Origin of the sequence: Paenibacillus sp. NPDC058177 (genome assembly GCF_042883835.1) — a bacterium.
Classification (GTDB): Bacteria; Bacillota; Bacilli; order Paenibacillales; family Paenibacillaceae; genus Paenibacillus_AQ; species Paenibacillus_AQ agri.
Genome location: NZ_JBHVVB010000008.1, coordinates 1 through 17,263, shown reverse-complemented (window position 1 = coordinate 17,263; position 17,263 = coordinate 1). Strand labels below are relative to the sequence as shown.

Below are 17,263 nucleotides of genomic sequence, written 5' to 3'. Positions count from 1 at the left end.
CGTAACGCTGACGCTGAAAGGTAACACGTTATCTAGCATCAAGAACGGAGCGACTGCTCTAGTGTTAGGGACTGACTACACGCTAGCAAATGATGTAGTTGCGCTTAAGAAAGAGTATCTGGCTACACTGCCTGAAGGAACTACGAATCTCGTGTTCACGTTCAGCGCAGGCAACCCGCAGACACTGGCAATCACAGTGAGCGACAGCACGCCGAAGAATAGTGAGCTAAGCACAAACACCGCTAGCTTCGATAAGAAGACTTCCGCGCAAGCGGATGTGAATGTAACGCTCACGCTGAAAGGCAACACGTTATCTAGCATCAAGAACGGAACAACGGCTCTAGTGCTAGGAACCGACTACACGCTAACAAATGACGTAGTTACGCTAAAGAAAGAGTATCTGGCTACACTGCCTGAAGGAATCACAAACCTGGTGTTCACGTTCAGCGCAGGCAACCCGCAGACACTGGCAATCACAGTGACCGATACGACGCCGAAGAACAGTGAGCTAAGCACAAACACTGCCAGCTTTGATAAGAAGACTTCCGCGCAAGCGGATGTGAGTGTAACACTGACGCTGAAAGGCAACACGTTATCCAGCATCAAAAACGGAACAACGGCTCTAGTATTGGGAACCGATTACACGCTAACAAATGAAGTAGTTACGCTAAAGCAAGAGTATCTGGCTTCACTGCCTGAAGGAATCACGAACCTGGTGTTCACGTTCAGTGCAGGGAACCCGCAGACACTAGCGATTACAGTCAGTGACAGCACGCCGAAGAACAGCGAGCTAAGTACGACCACTGCCAACTTCGATAAGAAGACTTCTGCACAAGCAGATGTGAGTGTAACGCTGACGCTGAAAGGCAACACGTTATCTAGCATCAAGAACGGAACAACGGCTCTAGTGTTAGGAACCGACTACACGCTAACAAATGACGTAGTTACGCTAAAGAAAGAGTATCTGGCTACACTGACTGAAGGAGTCACGAACCTGGTGTTCACGTTCAGCGCAGGCAACCCGCAGACACTGGCAATCACAGTGAGTGATAGCACGCCGAAGAATAGTGAGCTAAGCACAAACACAGCCAGCTTCGATAAGAAAGTTTCAGCGCAAGCGGATGTAACAACTGTTCTGACGTTGGATGGAAATACGCTATCCAGCATTAAGAACGGAACAGCAACATTAGTGGCCGGAACGGACTACACGGTAACAGGCAACACAGTAGCAATTAAGAAATCGTACCTGACACTTCAGCCAGTTGGGTTAACTAGTCTGGTGTTCACGTTCAGCTCAGGCAACCCACAAACACTGGCAATCACAGTGAGTGACAGCACACCAAACAACAGTGTGATCACGCCTGCAACCGGAAGCTTCGATAAGAAAGTTTCAGCGCAAGCGGATGTAACAACTGTTCTGACATTGGACGGCAACACACTGATCAGCATTAAGAATGGCGCAGCAACATTAGTGTCCGGAACGGACTACACGGTAACAGGTAACACAGTAGCGATTAAGAAATCGTATCTGGCATCACAAGCGGTAGGCACGACAACGCTAACTTTCGAGTTCAGTGCAGGTGCAGCGCAGACATTAATAGTGACCGTCACTGATAGCACACCAAACAACAGTGACATTGGTCCGACAAGCGCGAATTTTGATAAGAATACTTCTACGCAAGCGGATGTAGCGGTCACCTTGACGCTGAACGGCAACACATTCACAGGCATCAAGAACGGTGACAATGTGCTGATCGAAGGCACAGATTACACTTTGATTGGCAGCACAGTTTCTATTAAAAAAGAGTACCTGTCTGTTCAGCCAGTTGGCACAACCAACTTGGCGTTCCAATTCAGTGCAGGCACGCCACAAGTATTGACGATTACGATTACTGATTCCACTCCAATCGTAGAGGGTCCCCCGGTGCTGCAATCCGCAGTTGCAGGCAATACGGAGGTTAACCTGATTTGGACGCCTGTTAAAGGCTCTACCGGTTATAAAATTTACTATAGTCTCGTTTCAGGCAACTTCGGGACTGAAGCGGCGACTGTCAGCAGTTCTGTATACAGCTATGATGTAAAAGGCCTGATTAATGGCGCAACTTATTATTTTGCAGTACGGTCCAGTCTCCTGGATGGGGAAGGTTCGCTGTCCAATGAGCTTAGTGCAACGCCAAAAGGCGCGCCAGAAGCGCCAACGAACGTAACTGCAACTGCAGGGGACGGTCAAGCTACAGTGTTCTTTACTTCTCCTGTCGGGAATGGGGGAAGCGAGATTACGAGGTATGACGTTCTGGATGCTACGGGTAAAATCGTCGGCACTGGAACTGCCAGCCCGATCACAATTACAGGTCTAAGCAACGGAACATCGTACAGCTTTACAGTAAAAGCGGTCAACACCGAGGGCAGCAGCGCAGCTTCGGCAAGCTCTAACACCGTAACGCCAAGCGCACCTTCAACTGGTGGTGGGGACAACCCAACGCCTACACCACCGGCTATTCCGAGCACGCCAAGCACTCCTAGCACCCCTAATCCGGGAAGCACAGGTGTGGATATTATTGTGAACGGTAAGGTTGAGAAGATTGGTACGGCTGAATCCACGCAAGTGAACAATCAGACGGTTACTACAATTTCGGTTGACCAGTCCAAGCTGGAAGAGAAACTGGCGAATGAGCCACAAGGGGTTGTGATTACGATCCCTGTGGTCACAAATACAGATGTGGCCATTGGTCAACTGACAGGTCAAATGATCAAGGAGATGGAACAAAAACAGGCGGTGCTGCAGCTTAAAACAGAGCAAGCCACTTATACATTGCCAGCACAGCAAATTAATATCAATTCCATTTCGAGTCAATTCGGATCAGCGGTATCCCTTCAGGATATTAAGGTCCTAATTGAAGTCGATAAATCTACTCCGGAAACGTTAAAAGTTGTAGAGAATTCAGCGGCCAAAGGGCAGTTCACTTTAGTTGCACCACCGCTTGAATTTAAGGTTGTAGCTATTCATGGCGACAAAACGATCGAAATTTCCAAGTTCAACGCCTATGTAGAACGTACGATTGCGATCCCTGATGGTGTAGACCCTAACAGAATCACTACCGGAATCGTTGTCGATCCGGATGGCACTGTCCGTCATGTACCAACCAAAATTGTTGTTATTGACGGCAAATATTTTGCCAAGGTAAACAGTCTCACCAACAGTACCTACTCCATTGTATGGCATCCGGTAGAGTTCAAAGATGTTGACAATCATTGGTCTAAAAATGCAGTGAACAACATGGGCTCCCGGATGGTTATTGACGGTGTTGGGAACGGTATGTTCAACCCTGGACAAGAGATTACCCGCGCCGAGTTTGCGGCGATTGTGGTCAGAGGACTGGGCCTGAAGCTTGAGAACGGCGGATCAGCATTCACGGATGTGCGGGATTCAGCTTGGTACAGCAGTGCGGTCCAAACCGCAGTCTCTTACAATCTGATCAATGGTTTCGAAGATGGTACCTTCCGTCCAACAGACAAAATCACGCGCGAACAGGCGATGAACATCATTGCCAAAGCTATGAAGATTACCGGTCTGAAAGACAAGCTGGCAACACAAGCGACAGACACCGGGGCAGGCCGCTTTACAGATGCTGGGCAAGTATCGGAATGGGCGAAGAGTGCCATTGCAGACAGCCTGCAAGCAGGCATTGTCTCCGGTAGAAGCAGCACTGAGTTGGCTCCAAAAGCAAGCATTACACGTGCAGAAGTAGCTGCGATTATCGAGAGACTGTTGCAGAAATCAGATTTGATCTAATAAAAGAATAAAGCTGGGCTTACGCCTCTATATTTGCTGATTGCAGCAGATGTAGAGGCTTTTTTTGGGAGAAAGGGAAGTTACATGTCTATTTTCGCTGGAGTGAGGCGAGGTCAAACTGATATAATGAGGCAAATAAAGTGACCGTGAGAAGGAAGGTTCCTGGATGCGGCTTGAATTGCATGACAATGAATATAAAGTTAGTGCCGAAGGTCTTACAGTGGAGCTGCTGCCCAAAGAATTCGCCCTTCTGCGATTTCTCTACCTGAATAGAGGGCGCACCTTCAGCCGGGAACAATTGCTCGACAAGGTGTGGCCACTGGAGTATCCGGTGGAACGGACGGTGGATGATCATATTTACCGACTGCGTAAAAAGCTAGGGAGTTTCCGCGGGCTGACGATCCGAACAATCCGTGGTCTCGGCTACAGTTTGGCAGTAATAGATACCGCCGGATCGCTCATTCCTCCATCCATTCAAGATACAGCGCTGCATGAGACAATGCGAGAGGTTTTCGTGAAATATCATCAATATGGACAGGGGAAATCTATGCAAACCCTGGCGCGGCAGCAAGATGTGCTCGGTTATGAATTAGACCCTTTTTATGCTGTCTACGTTCATTTTGTACAAGGTGATCTGGAATGGCTGCTGCACACAACAGAAGCTCCGCTGAGGGATCGGCTTTACTCTTTGATGCTGTTCTTCATGTTTACTGGCGATCCTGTAGATCGGTTGGCTAGCTGTGAGTTAATGCTTGAACGAGAGATTTTGCCACAGTTTCAGCATCAGGAACTGAAAATCCTGAATATACTTGATCTTTATGCCGTGGTTGGGAAGACGGACAAAGCACTGGAACGTTTAAAACTCACCTATACAGTCATCCAGGAACCGGAGTACGAAAATTTTGAACTACCGGTAGCCATTAGCGAGATGTTCGTTCACCTGGCGGCCGGAACGCCTGACGTACAAGTGGCAGCAATGCTGGGAGACATAGAGGAGCGTCTGAGAGCAAGGCCTTTTCTACGTGAGAGAGGCAGTTACAACATCACCAAGGGATTATGGAAGCTGCGGCAAAAGAATTGGCGTGACGGTGAAGCGCTTCTGGATGAGGGACTGCAGATTCTGGAGACTTCAGAGTTTGTCCCCTTATTCCTGCAAGGACTACACCGAATCGTGAACTGTGGGGTGATTTTTTCATTCCCCCAGGCTCTACAGGATAAATACAGGAAAATGTTCGAAGCGGAACAAGTGGCCCGGGGACTGGACCGATGGTTAAGGCCGCTTGAGGCCATTATTCGTGGGGCAATTCATCCCCTCTGATCTTTCTCTGACATTCCTCTGTTACTTTGACATTAGGATCAATTGGATCCATTCAAGCAACTGGAGGAATGTCTTATGCAAGTTATATCTCAAGCCAAACCAAGCCTATTGCGCAATAAAGTATACCTGCGCGTCTACACCGCCTACGCCACTGCGACCTTCGGTGACTGGTTCGATGCACTCGCGATTCAGGTGCTTGTGGGCTATCGATGGCAGGCTAGCCCGTTGATGCTTGCGTTGATCCCGGTATCGCTGGCATTGCCCGGCATTTTGCTAGGCTCTGTGGCAGGCGTGGCTGCTGACCGGCTGAACCAGCTTAAGCTGATGCGCATTTGTGATCTGCTTACAGCCATCCTGACTGTTCTGGTGCTGTTGGCCCCGAATATGTGGTGGCTGCTCCCCTTGCTGATGCTGCGTGCGGGACTCTCTACATTAAATGTTCCTGCTCAGCAATCCTTGACTCGCAGCATTGTGCGGGAGGACCAACTGCTACAGGCTACGTCTCTGAATGGGATCGTGAATCAAAGCTCCAAGATTGCCGGTCCGCTGCTCGGCGGGCTGGCGTTGTCAGTACTTTCGCCCCAATGGTGTATCTTGCTCAATGCCTGCCTGCGAGCCGGATCTTACCTGCTGCTGCTCACTGTCAAAAATGCTGGGGCTATTGCAGAGAAGCGACATTCAGATATTCCGGAGGAACAAATTCCGCTTAGCCAGATGTGGAGTGAAGGCTGGAGTTTTATTCTGCGCAGTCGCTTACTGCTGAGCACCATGATATTTGGTCTTATCGGATCGCTGGCGATCCAGATGATTGATTTTCAGTTCACTAGTTTATTTCGGATCATTGCTCCAGAGCAGGAGGCGATGCTGGGCTGGATGGTAGCAGCTTCGGGTGCAGGAGCTTTGCTGATGATTATGGTGATGAACAAGATGAACTCTAACGCTGGATACGGTTGGAAGATGGGCTGTGGTTATATACTGATTGGAGCAGCGTTTTCTGGACTGGGATTCCTCTCGCCGGGTGCTGGGCTTTTTCCTGTACTAATGATGGGGGGACTACTGGGGCTGGGGAATGGGATGGCGATGATCACCTTTAATTATTGTCTGCAAAAAGAGACGCCGCCGCACATCATCGGCCGGATATTTGGCATCCAGAGTACCATTCTAAGTGCCGTTATGATTATCGCCCCATTGCTTGGAGGAATTTTAGTACAAAATGCTGGCCCTGGCGCCATTTTTGTTAATTTCGGGATCGTTATTGCGGGGATCGGACTGCTAGGTTTTCTGTTGCAGCGAGTGCTGTGGCCTGCAGCGAAAGAGGCAAATATCCGTGTTTCCGCAGGGGATTTTGCAGGAGAATAGAGTGTAGAGTATTGTTGCAAGTATTACTCAGATTGCTTGTTGCACTTGTATTTCTGCTTTTGCGGAGAAAGTTTGTTGATGGAATCTTTCAAGAGAAAGTATGTATGACATCGCTATTATGCTCACGGACGGCCCGGAACATTTTCTGGAGTAAAAACATGATGGTAATAGGGCGGCACCAAGTAATATTGAAACGTATAATAAGCTATTTATCTGCGCGCGAGTAGCATTGGAATTATACTGTATGACAAAAGAGGGAGTTGCCGATCGCAGGCAACTCCCTCTTTCGTTACGCCTCTTTTGTCACGCTTAGCGGCGTTACAACCCATAGAACCGCACGGTGTTTGCGGTTAATATCTCTTTTGCCCGGCTCTCCGAATAGCCGTGCAATGCCCCCCAAGCAGCGGCCACGTCGTGGATCATGGCCGGGTGGGTGGTCCGGCCTGCGAATGGCCCTTCAAAGGGCCAGGGGCCGTCCGTCTCCGCCATCACCAGCTCCTGCGGGTAGCGGCGGGCTAGGTTCTGGATCTCCTGTTCATACAGGAGATCGGGCGTGAAAGAGATATAATCGCCGCGCTGGATCATCCGTGCGATGGCTTCTTCCGGGCCCTTGAACCAGTGAAAATGGGCCCGGGTAATGCCGTGCTTGTCCAGCAGATCGCAAGCGATCATGGCGTCCTCGTACACGGCATGCAGCACGACCGGCTTGCGAAGGCGCGCCGCCAGCTCCAAGAACTTATCGAGCAGCGCAATGTATGGCGCCATCTCGAAAGATTCGCCGCGTTCGAGCGCTTCTGCCCGCGTATAATAGGGCAGCCCAATCTCGCCTACGGCTGTCAGCGCGTCTGCACGGGCTTCAATCCATTCCAGCAGCAAGGCGATCTCCTCCGGTGAAGGCACCGGCTGCTCCGGGTGGAAGCCGTAAGCTGGCTGGACAATTCCGGGGTACTGAGCGGCCAGCTTTTCCGTGCGAAGGCAGGATTCGTAATTCATGGAGACGGCCAGTAACGCTTCGACGCCCGCGCCGGGCAGCTCACGCAGTGTGCTTGTAATAAACTCCGGTTCATATTGTTCAAGGTGAATATGAGCATCAATCATTCAAGGTGTCCTCCCAAGTGTGCAGCTTATGTGATAGCAGGGTTGGTGTCTCTCTCTTCTATTTTAACCCATAGGTAGCTTTAGGTGTGAATGTGCCCGCTCCCTTTAATACATAATCAAAGAAATTAAGAATAATTTGATTTTCTGTTTCAATGCAGTAATGCGTATCAATATCTGCTTTTCCGCCCTGAAGCATATTGGCCAGTAGAGGGGAAAACAACGGTAAGTCCGTCAGGCTTAAATGCTTTGCACCTTGAAAATGAACGGTATACATCTCTGAGAAGTGTTGATCAGCTACTTTATTTGCAACATAGACAGATGGTTGGTTATCAAGCTGTTTCCAAACATCGTCAGAATAAATATTAAGAACGGGTGTTGTGTAGGGCTGGCCACTTGCGACGAGGTCATTAGTCTTTTTATCGTAATTCAACTCACTGAACATCGGGGCATCAATATTGACAACGGCACGCACATCACCACGCTCTCTGCCAATCCAAATACTTGCTGCACCACCCATGGAGTGTCCGAACACACCTATTTTATCCGTGTTAATTTGTTTATAAAGTGGGTTAGGATCACTTTTGGTTTTTTGCAGGATCGTATCGATGACAAAATTCATGTCATCTGTTCGCAGCTTCATCCATTTTTGAAAGAGTCGATAGAATTGCTCAACCGTGTAAATACCATCTTTGTTGGCATTGCTGAATTCCTGATAAAATTCTTTATTGATCGTAACCATCGTCCCATCCTCTGAAATTGTATAGAAAGAATGATAAGGGTGGTCAATAGAAACTACGACATAACCATGGCTGGCGAGTTCAGTAAAGGTAGAAGCATTACTTGACTTAATTCCGTATGCACCATGCGAGAACACCAAAAGTGGTAAGGAGCCATTCCCATGCTCGGGATACCAAAATTCCACATTAACAAATCTGTTCTTCCCCGTGTCATTAAATTCTTCAATCCGGTTGTTGTCAATGTAGGTGTAAGTAGCGGTTGCGACTTTATATTCACCTGTTACTTTCAGAGGTTTATACTGGGGAAAAACAAGTGCAGGTGCAAGGGCCAGCATCAACGTGAGTATCATCACAATTGCTTTTCTGACAATACGCGTGCTTTTGTAGGCTTTGGTAGTTGTTTTGTTGCGGAGAAGAGAAACCACGCTAAATACCGCGGGTATGAACAGCAGTATAGCAAGCAACACCCAGCGGAAGCTCCACATGATGATTGAGGTCAAGGTAAGTGTGGTAAAGACAGCAAAGATAGCTATTCTAGCCCAATTTCTTAATTTCTGATGGTTGTGCTTCGTGATCAGGCAATAAATTGCAAGGGCGATCTCTAAGATCGCAGCAAAACAAAATATCAATATTTCCATCGTTGTTACTCCCTTCGAGTTCGCGTTCATTTTTATGACATCATCATAAAAAACGGATAGAAGGAAGTATATAGAAAAACAATAAGCTGTAGCTACAGGGGAATAAGTTGCAAAAAAGAGCGATAAGCTATCCGCTCACCGCATCATTTTTAATTTCTCGTTGATTTTTTTGGCTTCTTTTTTATCATTTTGCCATGATAGCAGACGAACTATAACATAGATTACCGCAATTTCTAATGCCATAATGATGACGTGTAAGGCATTATTTACAATACCAAGGACAGCAGCAAGGGAAATCAAGATCAATTCTAAAGCCCCAAAATGGACAATAATTCTTACACGCATCTGCTGCTCGCTTAAATCATGAGAAGAATACAAAATAATGTTCATTAATGACCCTAAAAGTGAAAAGCCCATGATGATATAAATGGACTTCAAGTCAAAGGCAAGATCGGGATAGAAGATGGTTCGCAAGATCGTAATGATGAGGATGATTAATGCGAAGATCATCAAGAAACTATGTATAATATTTTTTGCGAATTCGGAAAGCTTCATAGGTATCTCTCCCTCCTTACAATCCCAGCATATTTTTAAGCACAGGCACATACTGCCTGGATATCACCACGCGTTCGCCGTTATCAAGCACCGCTTGGAATCGGCCGCTGAGGGTCGGATGAATTGCTGAAATTTTGGATATGTTCAAAATCGTTGATTTCGAGGCTCGAAAACAGCTCTTTTCTTTGCACAATTCCTCCAATTCATAAAGCTTTTGCTTTACCTCAAAAACGTTGTCCTTGCTATAAAGAAAAACCTTCCCGTCCACTGCTTCGAAATAATAGATATCGCTAAGTTTGATACGATGGACCTTGTCGTTATGATGTCCAAGCAAAGTGAAGTTATCTGTTTGTAGCTTATTCACTATTTCGTATATTTCGTCATTTACCTCATGGCACCGGATGAGAATTTCCTCTTCCTGGTCTTGGCTTATTTCTTCAATTGAAACTTTCATCTGCTCACTCACTTTATCAAATAATTAGTACCAATGAATTTAATAGAACTATATCATAAATAGTGGAAAATCAAAGAGTCCGTATATAAAAATACACACACCCCATAAAATGTCGGAGTGTGTATTTTTATATGGAGTAAATTATTTATATATTATAGTCTCAGTTATGAAAGTTAGATGCAGACGGGTTGGTGAACCGGAAAGAGTACTCAAGTTCCCCTACCAAAATAATTAAATTTGTGGAAGGTGGCCTCCTTTGATTATGAAACGAATGATGATCCTCGGTCTAGCGCTAATCCTTTGTCTCTTGATACCATTAGCAGATATGGTGTCTGCTAATACTGCAAATGCACCAGTCCTTTTACAAATCAATCAATATTACGTGACCTATACCGCACCACAATCACCCTACCTTGATCAGAACAATCGCTTGATGGTTCCTTTGCGGAGTCTATCCGATTTATTAGCTGCGGAAGTGGCTTATGATGCCGTGAACAAAAGTGCGGTAATCTCCAGAAAGAACCTGCTTCATGAACAAGGGAAGAGCTACAGCTTAAAGTTGACCGTTAGGTTAAAAGATATTGAACTTAACGGTGTAGCATCCCAAATGGATACGATTCCTGTCTTGATTAAAGGAAGTGTGTACATTCCGCTTAGCGTAGTTGCCAAAGCCTTTCATCTGGATACAAAGTGGGATTCGAGTCGAAAAATCACCCATTTATACGAAGATCCTGGTTATCTTCCTTCTGGAGTCGTAAGCGATGAGGAGCATGTTCTGGGGCAACATTCCGATCTTTCTGTCAGGCCCGTACAATCCGTCATTCAAACAATAGACCAGAAAGACGGAGGTTCTCTGATCCAAATGAGGTTGACTTCTCAAAATACGGGGGAGTCGACGCTAGGCGATAATCATTATTTACGTTTTTATGTTCAGGATTCGAACTTTAGCCACTTTGACATCTATAATCAAGCTCAAATCAAACCAAGTGCCGCTTTTACTATAGAGACTACAAATACCATTCTGGCGAAATCGCTTAGGTACATTCTGGTTGATGCATGCGTCGATTAGAATGGCAATTGATCATTAGGACAGTAAACAGCTTCAACGAAATGCTATACGTTTTTCTCAGGATAACAAAAAAAGAACCCGACGAATTTCGCCGGGTTCTTCCGCTGAATAAATGGATTGCGTCCATTTAAGCATTATGCTATAGTTAAATCATTACTCATTTTATGTAAAAGGTTATAATTATTGCATCTTATTTATATTTTAATCTTACCATGGGGATTCAGGGTTTGTCAAATGTCTTTTTTTTCATCCTCAAACGCGAACGAAAAGGAGTGTGTTCAGGAGATGATTAACGGTAAGGATTGGCAGCAAGAACAGGAACGACTGGATGCCGTTACGGAAGAATTACAGACAAGAATCGCTGAAGTGGAGCCGGAAGTGAGCGGACTGCGTGATCAGGTGGTGGGTATTCGCAAGCAGTTTTGGGAAGAAGTTACGGTCAATACAAGCACGGATGAAGATTTCGAAGAGACCTTCTATAGTATCAAGCAGCAAGAAGCGCTGTTGAACGAGCGTGAGCGCAGTCACAAATTACGGCTACAGCGCTATAAGAGCATGAAACGTCTGTTGCCGTCACCGTACTTCGGGCGGATTGATTTTCATGAGGATGGATTGAAACTTAACGAGCAAGTTTATATTGGTGTTTCTTCCTTTGTCGATGAAGACGGACTAAACTTTCTGGTCTATGACTGGCGGACACCTATTGCAAGTATGTATTACGATCACTCCCCAGGGACTGCCGAGTATGACACACCGGGCGGACAAATCACGGGAAATATGACCTTGAAGCGGCAATATCAGATTCGGGACGGTAAGCTTCAGAATGTGTTCGATACGAGCGTAACGATCGGGGATGAATTGCTCCAGCAGGTGCTTGGTAAGGGCGCGGATAACCAAATGAAGAGCATCGTGGCGACGATTCAGAAGGAACAGAATGTCATCATCCGCGATGATAAGAGCCATATGCTTATTGTGCAAGGGGCGGCGGGAAGCGGCAAAACCTCTGCAGCGCTGCAGCGGGTAGCCTATCTATTGTATAAGCACCGGGAGCGGCTCAGTGCAGACCAGATCGTGCTTTTTTCGCCCAATCCGATGTTCAACAGTTATGTATCGACCGTTTTGCCTGAGCTTGGTGAGGAGAATATGCAGCAGACGACCTTCCAAGAATACCTCGCGCATTGGCTGGGCGGTACGATGAACCTGGAAGATCCGTTCGAACAAATAGAATATGTGCTGACAGCGGCGGGTTCAGAGGGGGCTGAAGCACGGCTAATCGGTATGAAGTATAAAGCTTCCGAGGCTTTTCTGCATGCTCTCCAGAACTATGCGCTTTGGTTAGGGAAGGAAGGCATGCTGTTCTGCAGTATTATTTTCCGGGATCGCGAGCTGATTACCGCTGAACAAATGAAAGCTCAATTCTACAGCTATGACAGTTCCATCCGGTTGATGAATCGCGTGTTGCTTCTGCAGGAATGGCTGCTGAAAGAGCTGGCGTCGCTTGCGGGGCAGGAGCTGGAAGCGGAGTGGGTTCAGGATGAACTGGATTACCTCGATTCGGATCACTATACGGAAGCCTATAGCATGCTCCGTAAGAAGTACGAGCGGGAACAGGCGGTCTTTGATTTTACGCAACAGTATGTGGATCTCTATGGGGATCGTCCGGAGAAGGAGCAGGGTGAAGAGGAAATCTTCGATTCTGCCCTGCAGCAAGAAGAGATACTGTGCCGGATGATTGTGAAGGCACACTTCAAGCCGCTGCGGCGGGATGTGAAGCGACTCCGGTTCATCGATGTGAATGGACTCTACAGTCAGCTGTTCGCCGGTGAAGCGTCATATCTGCAGATGACAGGTGAGGCCGAAGTACCTCAGCGGTGGACGGAAATTTGCAGACAAACGAGGGATAAACTGAACCGGCATGAACTTTTTTATGAGGATGCAACCCCGTTCCTGTATTTAAAAGAACTGCTCGAAGGTACGCGGACGAACACCGTGGTGCGGCACATTTTCGTTGACGAAGGCCAGGATTATTCGCCGTTCCAGTATGTCTTCCTCAAACGTTTATTTCCTCGTGCCCGCATGACCGTGCTTGGGGACTTTGGGCAAGCGATTTTTCCGCAATCTACGCAGCTGCATGATGTCAATTCGCCGCTAATCGGTCTATATGGTCCGGAGGACACGAGCCTGATTCGGCTTGTTCAGAGCTATCGATCTACTCGGCAGATTGTGGAGTTTACGAAATCATTGCTACCGGGCGAAGAAATCGTACCTTTTAATAGAAGCGGCGAGAAGCCGTCGCTAGTGGTTACGGATACTGTGGAAAAGCGCGCAACCCGCATTCTGCAGGATCTTGCAGCGCTTCAAGCGGAAGGCTACAATTCCATCGCTGTAATTACTAAAACCGCAGCCGAGAGCCAAGAAGCGCACGGAGCGTTGATGGCGCAGGGAGGCGCAGAATTGCGGCTCATTACGAAGGAGACCCAGCGCTTCGAGAAGGGGATATCGGTGCTTCCTGTATATTTGGCTAAAGGCGTTGAGTTCGACGCCGTGCTGATCTATGATGCATCTCCGCAAACGTATCAGCGAGAGAGCGAACGCAAGCATTTTTATACGGCATGTACTCGTGCGATGCATCGGCTGTTGCTATATACGACAGGGGATTGGACACCGTTGGTTCAGGCACTTGATTCGGCTTTGTATGAGGAAGTGCGGTAAGAAGGGATGAATGGTAAGTTTTTTTGGAAATAATGAGATAAAAGGAGAGATGGAAATGTCCTATATCGTTGATTTTAAAAATGTATCTACAGTTGGCTTAGAGTCCTCACCTGTAGCAGAAGCGCTTGCTGGCTTACGTGCGAATGAGGCTCGTTATTTTATGAACAAATACAAGCATGAGTTTACGGTTGTACCGGCTAGCGAAAGTCAGGAAAGCCTTGATTACGTGAACCGGATTTTGAAAGAAGAGCGCGATATTGAATTTGCGGCCAAACCTTTAGAAACATCGCGTTTTCAAGTGGAAAATATTCAATTTACCTATGTCTTTTATGAGGATGGTCTTGGGATTAATGTCATGTATACGATTGATGACCCTAAGAAGCGGGCCGTTGGGTTCAAACTTTCTGAGGGGATGGAGATCCCACAGGAATTAGAAGGGAAGTTTAAGTTCGCCCGGCAAAAGTCCAAACTAGCGGGAACGATTCGGGGCTCGTTTTTTGTGATTAAAGGAGAGTATTGAAGAATTGATCATCGATTGGTGTATCTTATATTGCAAAAATAAGCTGGCTGATAAGGGATTTACGGGTTCGGAAGACTTGCTTTTCAGTGAGGCTTCCGAACCCGCTTTATTTACAGATGAGATCCACCGCTTGCATCAATCAATTGGCCGGTTACCCAACGACTATTCGTAGAGGCGAGAAAAGCGGCAATATCGGCCACATCTTCCGGCTCCCCCCACCTGTTAAAAGTTGAAAGACCCGCGGCAGACTTCTGTCCATTAGGATCTTGGAGCGTCTGCGCATTCATCTCCGTATTAATAATGCCAGGTTGGATGGCATTCACCGTAATATTCCGGCTACCAAGTTGCTGAGCCAGCATGTGGGTAAATGTGTCGATTGCCCCTTTTGACATGCTGTAGGCAAAAACACTTGGGGAGGCCACTCTGGATACAAACGATGAGATATTAATAATGCGTCCCCCATCTTTTAGACGTGGCAAAGCTTGTTGGGTAACAAAAAGTGGTGCTTTAACATTAATGCTCATGACCTCTTCAAAAGATTGTTCCGTCGTCTCTTCTATTGAAATAATTTGGCCAATTCCTGCATTATTCACAAGAATATCGAACTGGCTGCCGCCTGTACGATCCCGAAGGTTCTCATCCAACGTCGCATATAAATCATGTATACCGTTAAGAGTGCTTAAGTCCGCACCAATTGCGAATGCGTCCCCGCCGCTTTGTTGAATGGTATGAACCACTTTATCGGCTTGATTCTGTCTTGTTCCATAATGCACGGCGACACATGCGCCATCCTGTGCCAGACGCAATGCAATGCTCCGGCCAATCCCCCGGCTTGCACCTGTTACTAGAGCGACTTTCCCTTTCAAACTAATCATTCTCTCATCTCCTTGTTGGGAATACATGTCTAGTTATATCACGGGGGGACTTTTGAAATGTTGCTCTCTCATTCGGAGTGCGTGGCTGGCGTAAACGGGAATAAACTAGGAGGAAGTGTAAGTTTTTTAGCTGTCGTACGCTTGAAGGCCTCTTATACTTGCTAGATAGATTGGTGCAATATTTAGATAACGGATGTATTCACGAAATATATTTGCAGCGGTAGTTCAGAATTTGTGAACAGGGAGGAAGTCAATTGTGCTGTTTCGAAAAGCTAGTACAACCGATATACCGCAGTTAATTAAATTTCGTAAGATTTTGCTAGGTCATGAGGACAACAGTAATATGGATGAAATATTTAGTGACTACTTTGATTCCTCATTATCAGATAAGTCACTCGTTGTATGGGTAGCAGATGATGACGGGGTAGCCGTGTCAACAGTATGCTTTTGCCTATGTCGATTTGTACCACGATTTGACAATCCTTCTGGATTGGTTGCATACATGACTAATGTTTACACAATCCCCAATTACCGCCGCCAAGGTATAGTATCCAAACTTGTTAGTGAAGCAATAGACGATTTGAGGACACAGGGAATTAAAAAAATTCTGCTACATTCGTCTGATATGGCTATACCGTTGTATGAAAGTCTTGGCTTTGTTGAAGGAAAGAACTATATGTCAATCAATACTTGATACTAGGAATGGGGCGACTGATTTGTCAAAAATGATTGGAGCAGCAGCAGTTATCTTGGATCCCGAAGGAAGAGTATTATTGGTAAAGCATAGTTATGGAAAAAACAACTGGGACCTCCCTGGCGGCAAAGCTGAAGATAATGAATCTGCCGAGGAAACAGCAAAAAGAGAAGTGCACGAAGAAGTAGGATTACAAGTAGGAGTAAGGCAATTGACAGGTATTTATTACGACCCGAACTATGATATGCATCATTTTGTATTCATTGCAAGTAATGAGAGTGATGGGGCACCTCAACCAAGCTCCCCTGAAATTTTAGAATGCAGATTTTTTTCAAGAGATGATCTTCCTAGACCGATAAGTGATTTCACGTGTAAACGAATAGAAGACGCAATAAATGATGATAGACATCAGCTATTCCATATTATTGGACCGAGAAAATGGATTGAATAATAGTGTTTAAAAGCGACTCAAAGCAACAAATACAGTTAACGCGAAGAAAACAATATTCACGCCGATATCCCGATACTCTTTTGATTGGGGAGCGGCTCATATGGAGCATATGAATGAGTTATACGGAGAGGATTCTTCTGAGATAAACCTAGATGAAAAGAGGGGAGAGATCTAAATGGGAAATACAGATAAGTTTGAAATGATAGCGAACACATACGACACTCCTGAAAGAATTCAGGTTGCCAAGGTATCCTCTGATGCCATTCGTGAATATTTAGTTGATGCTAAGAGCAAGACGGCTATTGATTTTGGGAGCGGAACCGGTCTCCTTGGCATGAACCTTCTGGGCGATTTTCACTCCGTGCTTTTTCTTGATACCTCACCAAATATGATTAATCAAATTAAGCAAAAAATCTCCGAGTTCAATATTCAAAATGCAGATACATTGTGCTTTGATTTTGAAAAGGAAGGTTTATCGGATTTGCGTGTGGACTATATTTTTATGGCTCAGGTTCTGCTTCACATTGCAGATTATGAACTGGTTTTATCAAGATTATATGATGTTCTCAATGAAGGGGGACATTTGCTGATCGTTGATTTTGATAAAAATGAAAATGTCGCTTCAGATCTCGTGCATAACGGATTCCAGCAAGATGAGTTAACCGGCAAGATGACGAAAATCGGGTATCGGAATATCCAATCCAAAACTTTTTATACCGGAAGTAAGATATTCATGGGACAAGATGCTTCGATGTTTATTCTTGATGCGCAAAAGTAATTTGTGTGTGCTTTTAGAATAAGTTGTATACACGAAATGCTCCCTGTTCCGTCTGCTAACGGACCCCAGAGACGTTATTTCCCAGTAACCGACAGGTTCCAGAAAATAACGGACTCCATGCAATTAGAATAAATAGTGGACACTCGTTAACGGACAGACCGATAATGACAGTAGTGGAGGTGTGTTCACTTGGGAGAACAAAGACAACGATA

At 46.1% G+C, this 17,263-nt stretch carries 14 protein-coding genes; 9 read left to right on the top strand and 5 right to left on the bottom strand.

Annotated features, from left to right (window positions below; genetic code table 11):
- From ACFVU8_RS24920 to ACFVU8_RS24910, 3 genes are all read left to right on the top strand, one after another.
- A partial coding sequence (locus ACFVU8_RS24920; RefSeq protein ID WP_387430914.1) for a X2-like carbohydrate binding domain-containing protein occupies positions 1–3,793 on the top strand: 3,793 nt, incomplete at its 5' end.
- A gap of 166 nt (positions 3,794–3,959) precedes the next feature.
- Complete coding sequence (locus ACFVU8_RS24915) at positions 3,960–5,111, top strand: winged helix-turn-helix domain-containing protein (RefSeq protein WP_387430912.1); 1,152 nt, start codon at positions 3,960–3,962, stop codon at positions 5,109–5,111.
- Positions 5,112–5,186: 75 nt separating this feature from the next.
- Entirely contained in the window at positions 5,187–6,470 is a 1,284-nt protein-coding gene (locus ACFVU8_RS24910; protein WP_387430910.1) for an MFS transporter, read from the top strand.
- A gap of 318 nt (positions 6,471–6,788) precedes the next feature.
- On the opposite strand, the gene ACFVU8_RS24905 is transcribed toward ACFVU8_RS24910, so the two are convergent.
- From ACFVU8_RS24905 to ACFVU8_RS24890, 4 genes are all read right to left on the bottom strand, one after another.
- Positions 6,789–7,568 carry a TatD family hydrolase gene (locus tag ACFVU8_RS24905; protein ID WP_387430908.1) on the bottom strand — a complete coding sequence of 260 codons (780 nt, stop codon included), beginning with the start codon at positions 7,566–7,568 and terminating at the stop codon, positions 6,789–6,791.
- A gap of 58 nt (positions 7,569–7,626) precedes the next feature.
- On the bottom strand, positions 7,627–8,943 hold the full coding sequence (locus ACFVU8_RS24900; RefSeq protein WP_387430906.1) for an alpha/beta hydrolase family protein: 1,317 nt from the start codon (positions 8,941–8,943) through the stop codon (positions 7,627–7,629).
- Between the two features lie 135 nt (positions 8,944–9,078).
- Positions 9,079–9,498, bottom strand: a complete 420-nt coding sequence (locus tag ACFVU8_RS24895; RefSeq protein WP_387430904.1) for a DUF3021 family protein — start codon at positions 9,496–9,498, stop codon at positions 9,079–9,081.
- 16 nt (positions 9,499–9,514) lie between these two features.
- Complete coding sequence (locus tag ACFVU8_RS24890) at positions 9,515–9,952, bottom strand: LytTR family DNA-binding domain-containing protein (protein WP_387430902.1); 438 nt, start codon at positions 9,950–9,952, stop codon at positions 9,515–9,517.
- A gap of 262 nt (positions 9,953–10,214) precedes the next feature.
- Here ACFVU8_RS24890 and ACFVU8_RS24885 point away from each other — a divergent pair, with 262 nt between their 5' ends.
- From ACFVU8_RS24885 to ACFVU8_RS24875, 3 genes are all read left to right on the top strand, one after another.
- The gene (locus ACFVU8_RS24885; RefSeq protein ID WP_387430900.1) at positions 10,215–11,021 is read left to right on the top strand and encodes a copper amine oxidase N-terminal domain-containing protein; all 807 of its coding nucleotides are present in this window, start codon (positions 10,215–10,217) and stop codon (positions 11,019–11,021) included.
- Between the two features lie 285 nt (positions 11,022–11,306).
- The gene (helD, locus tag ACFVU8_RS24880) at positions 11,307–13,733 is read left to right on the top strand and encodes an RNA polymerase recycling motor HelD (protein ID WP_387430898.1); all 2,427 of its coding nucleotides are present in this window, start codon (positions 11,307–11,309) and stop codon (positions 13,731–13,733) included.
- Between the two features lie 55 nt (positions 13,734–13,788).
- Complete coding sequence (locus tag ACFVU8_RS24875; RefSeq protein ID WP_387430896.1) at positions 13,789–14,253, top strand: phage tail protein; 465 nt, start codon at positions 13,789–13,791, stop codon at positions 14,251–14,253.
- 110 nt (positions 14,254–14,363) lie between these two features.
- On the opposite strand, the gene ACFVU8_RS24870 is transcribed toward ACFVU8_RS24875, so the two are convergent.
- The gene (locus ACFVU8_RS24870) at positions 14,364–15,128 is read right to left on the bottom strand and encodes an SDR family oxidoreductase (protein WP_387430894.1); all 765 of its coding nucleotides are present in this window, start codon (positions 15,126–15,128) and stop codon (positions 14,364–14,366) included.
- Positions 15,129–15,384: 256 nt separating this feature from the next.
- Between ACFVU8_RS24870 and ACFVU8_RS24865 the strand changes: the two genes are divergently transcribed.
- The 3 genes from ACFVU8_RS24865 (at position 15,385) to ACFVU8_RS24855 (ending at position 17,051) form a co-directional block, all read left to right on the top strand.
- Positions 15,385–15,822 (top strand): GNAT family N-acetyltransferase, encoded by a 438-nt coding sequence (locus ACFVU8_RS24865; protein WP_387430892.1) that lies wholly within the window; start codon positions 15,385–15,387, stop codon positions 15,820–15,822.
- Positions 15,823–15,853: 31 nt separating this feature from the next.
- A complete protein-coding gene (locus ACFVU8_RS24860) occupies positions 15,854–16,273 on the top strand; it encodes an NUDIX domain-containing protein (RefSeq protein ID WP_387431185.1) in 420 nt (139 codons plus the stop codon).
- Positions 16,274–16,448: 175 nt separating this feature from the next.
- A complete protein-coding gene (locus ACFVU8_RS24855; protein WP_387430889.1) occupies positions 16,449–17,051 on the top strand; it encodes a class I SAM-dependent methyltransferase in 603 nt (200 codons plus the stop codon).
- The last annotated feature ends 212 nt before the right edge of the window (positions 17,052–17,263 follow it).

Coding starts and splice junctions, on each gene's coding strand:
- ACFVU8_RS24915 (WP_387430912.1), top strand. CDS start 3,960: ATGCGGCTTGAATTGCATGACAATGAATATAAAGTTAGTGCCGAAGGT.
- ACFVU8_RS24910 (WP_387430910.1), top strand. CDS start 5,187: ATGCAAGTTATATCTCAAGCCAAACCAAGCCTATTGCGCAATAAAGTA.
- ACFVU8_RS24905 (WP_387430908.1), bottom strand. CDS start 7,568: ATGATTGATGCTCATATTCACCTTGAACAATATGAACCGGAGTTTATT.
- ACFVU8_RS24900 (WP_387430906.1), bottom strand. CDS start 8,943: ATGGAAATATTGATATTTTGTTTTGCTGCGATCTTAGAGATCGCCCTT.
- ACFVU8_RS24895 (WP_387430904.1), bottom strand. CDS start 9,498: ATGAAGCTTTCCGAATTCGCAAAAAATATTATACATAGTTTCTTGATG.
- ACFVU8_RS24890 (WP_387430902.1), bottom strand. CDS start 9,952: ATGAAAGTTTCAATTGAAGAAATAAGCCAAGACCAGGAAGAGGAAATT.
- ACFVU8_RS24885 (WP_387430900.1), top strand. CDS start 10,215: ATGAAACGAATGATGATCCTCGGTCTAGCGCTAATCCTTTGTCTCTTG.
- helD (WP_387430898.1), top strand. CDS start 11,307: ATGATTAACGGTAAGGATTGGCAGCAAGAACAGGAACGACTGGATGCC.
- ACFVU8_RS24875 (WP_387430896.1), top strand. CDS start 13,789: ATGTCCTATATCGTTGATTTTAAAAATGTATCTACAGTTGGCTTAGAG.
- ACFVU8_RS24870 (WP_387430894.1), bottom strand. CDS start 15,128: ATGATTAGTTTGAAAGGGAAAGTCGCTCTAGTAACAGGTGCAAGCCGG.
- ACFVU8_RS24860 (WP_387431185.1), top strand. CDS start 15,854: ATGATTGGAGCAGCAGCAGTTATCTTGGATCCCGAAGGAAGAGTATTA.
- ACFVU8_RS24855 (WP_387430889.1), top strand. CDS start 16,449: ATGGGAAATACAGATAAGTTTGAAATGATAGCGAACACATACGACACT.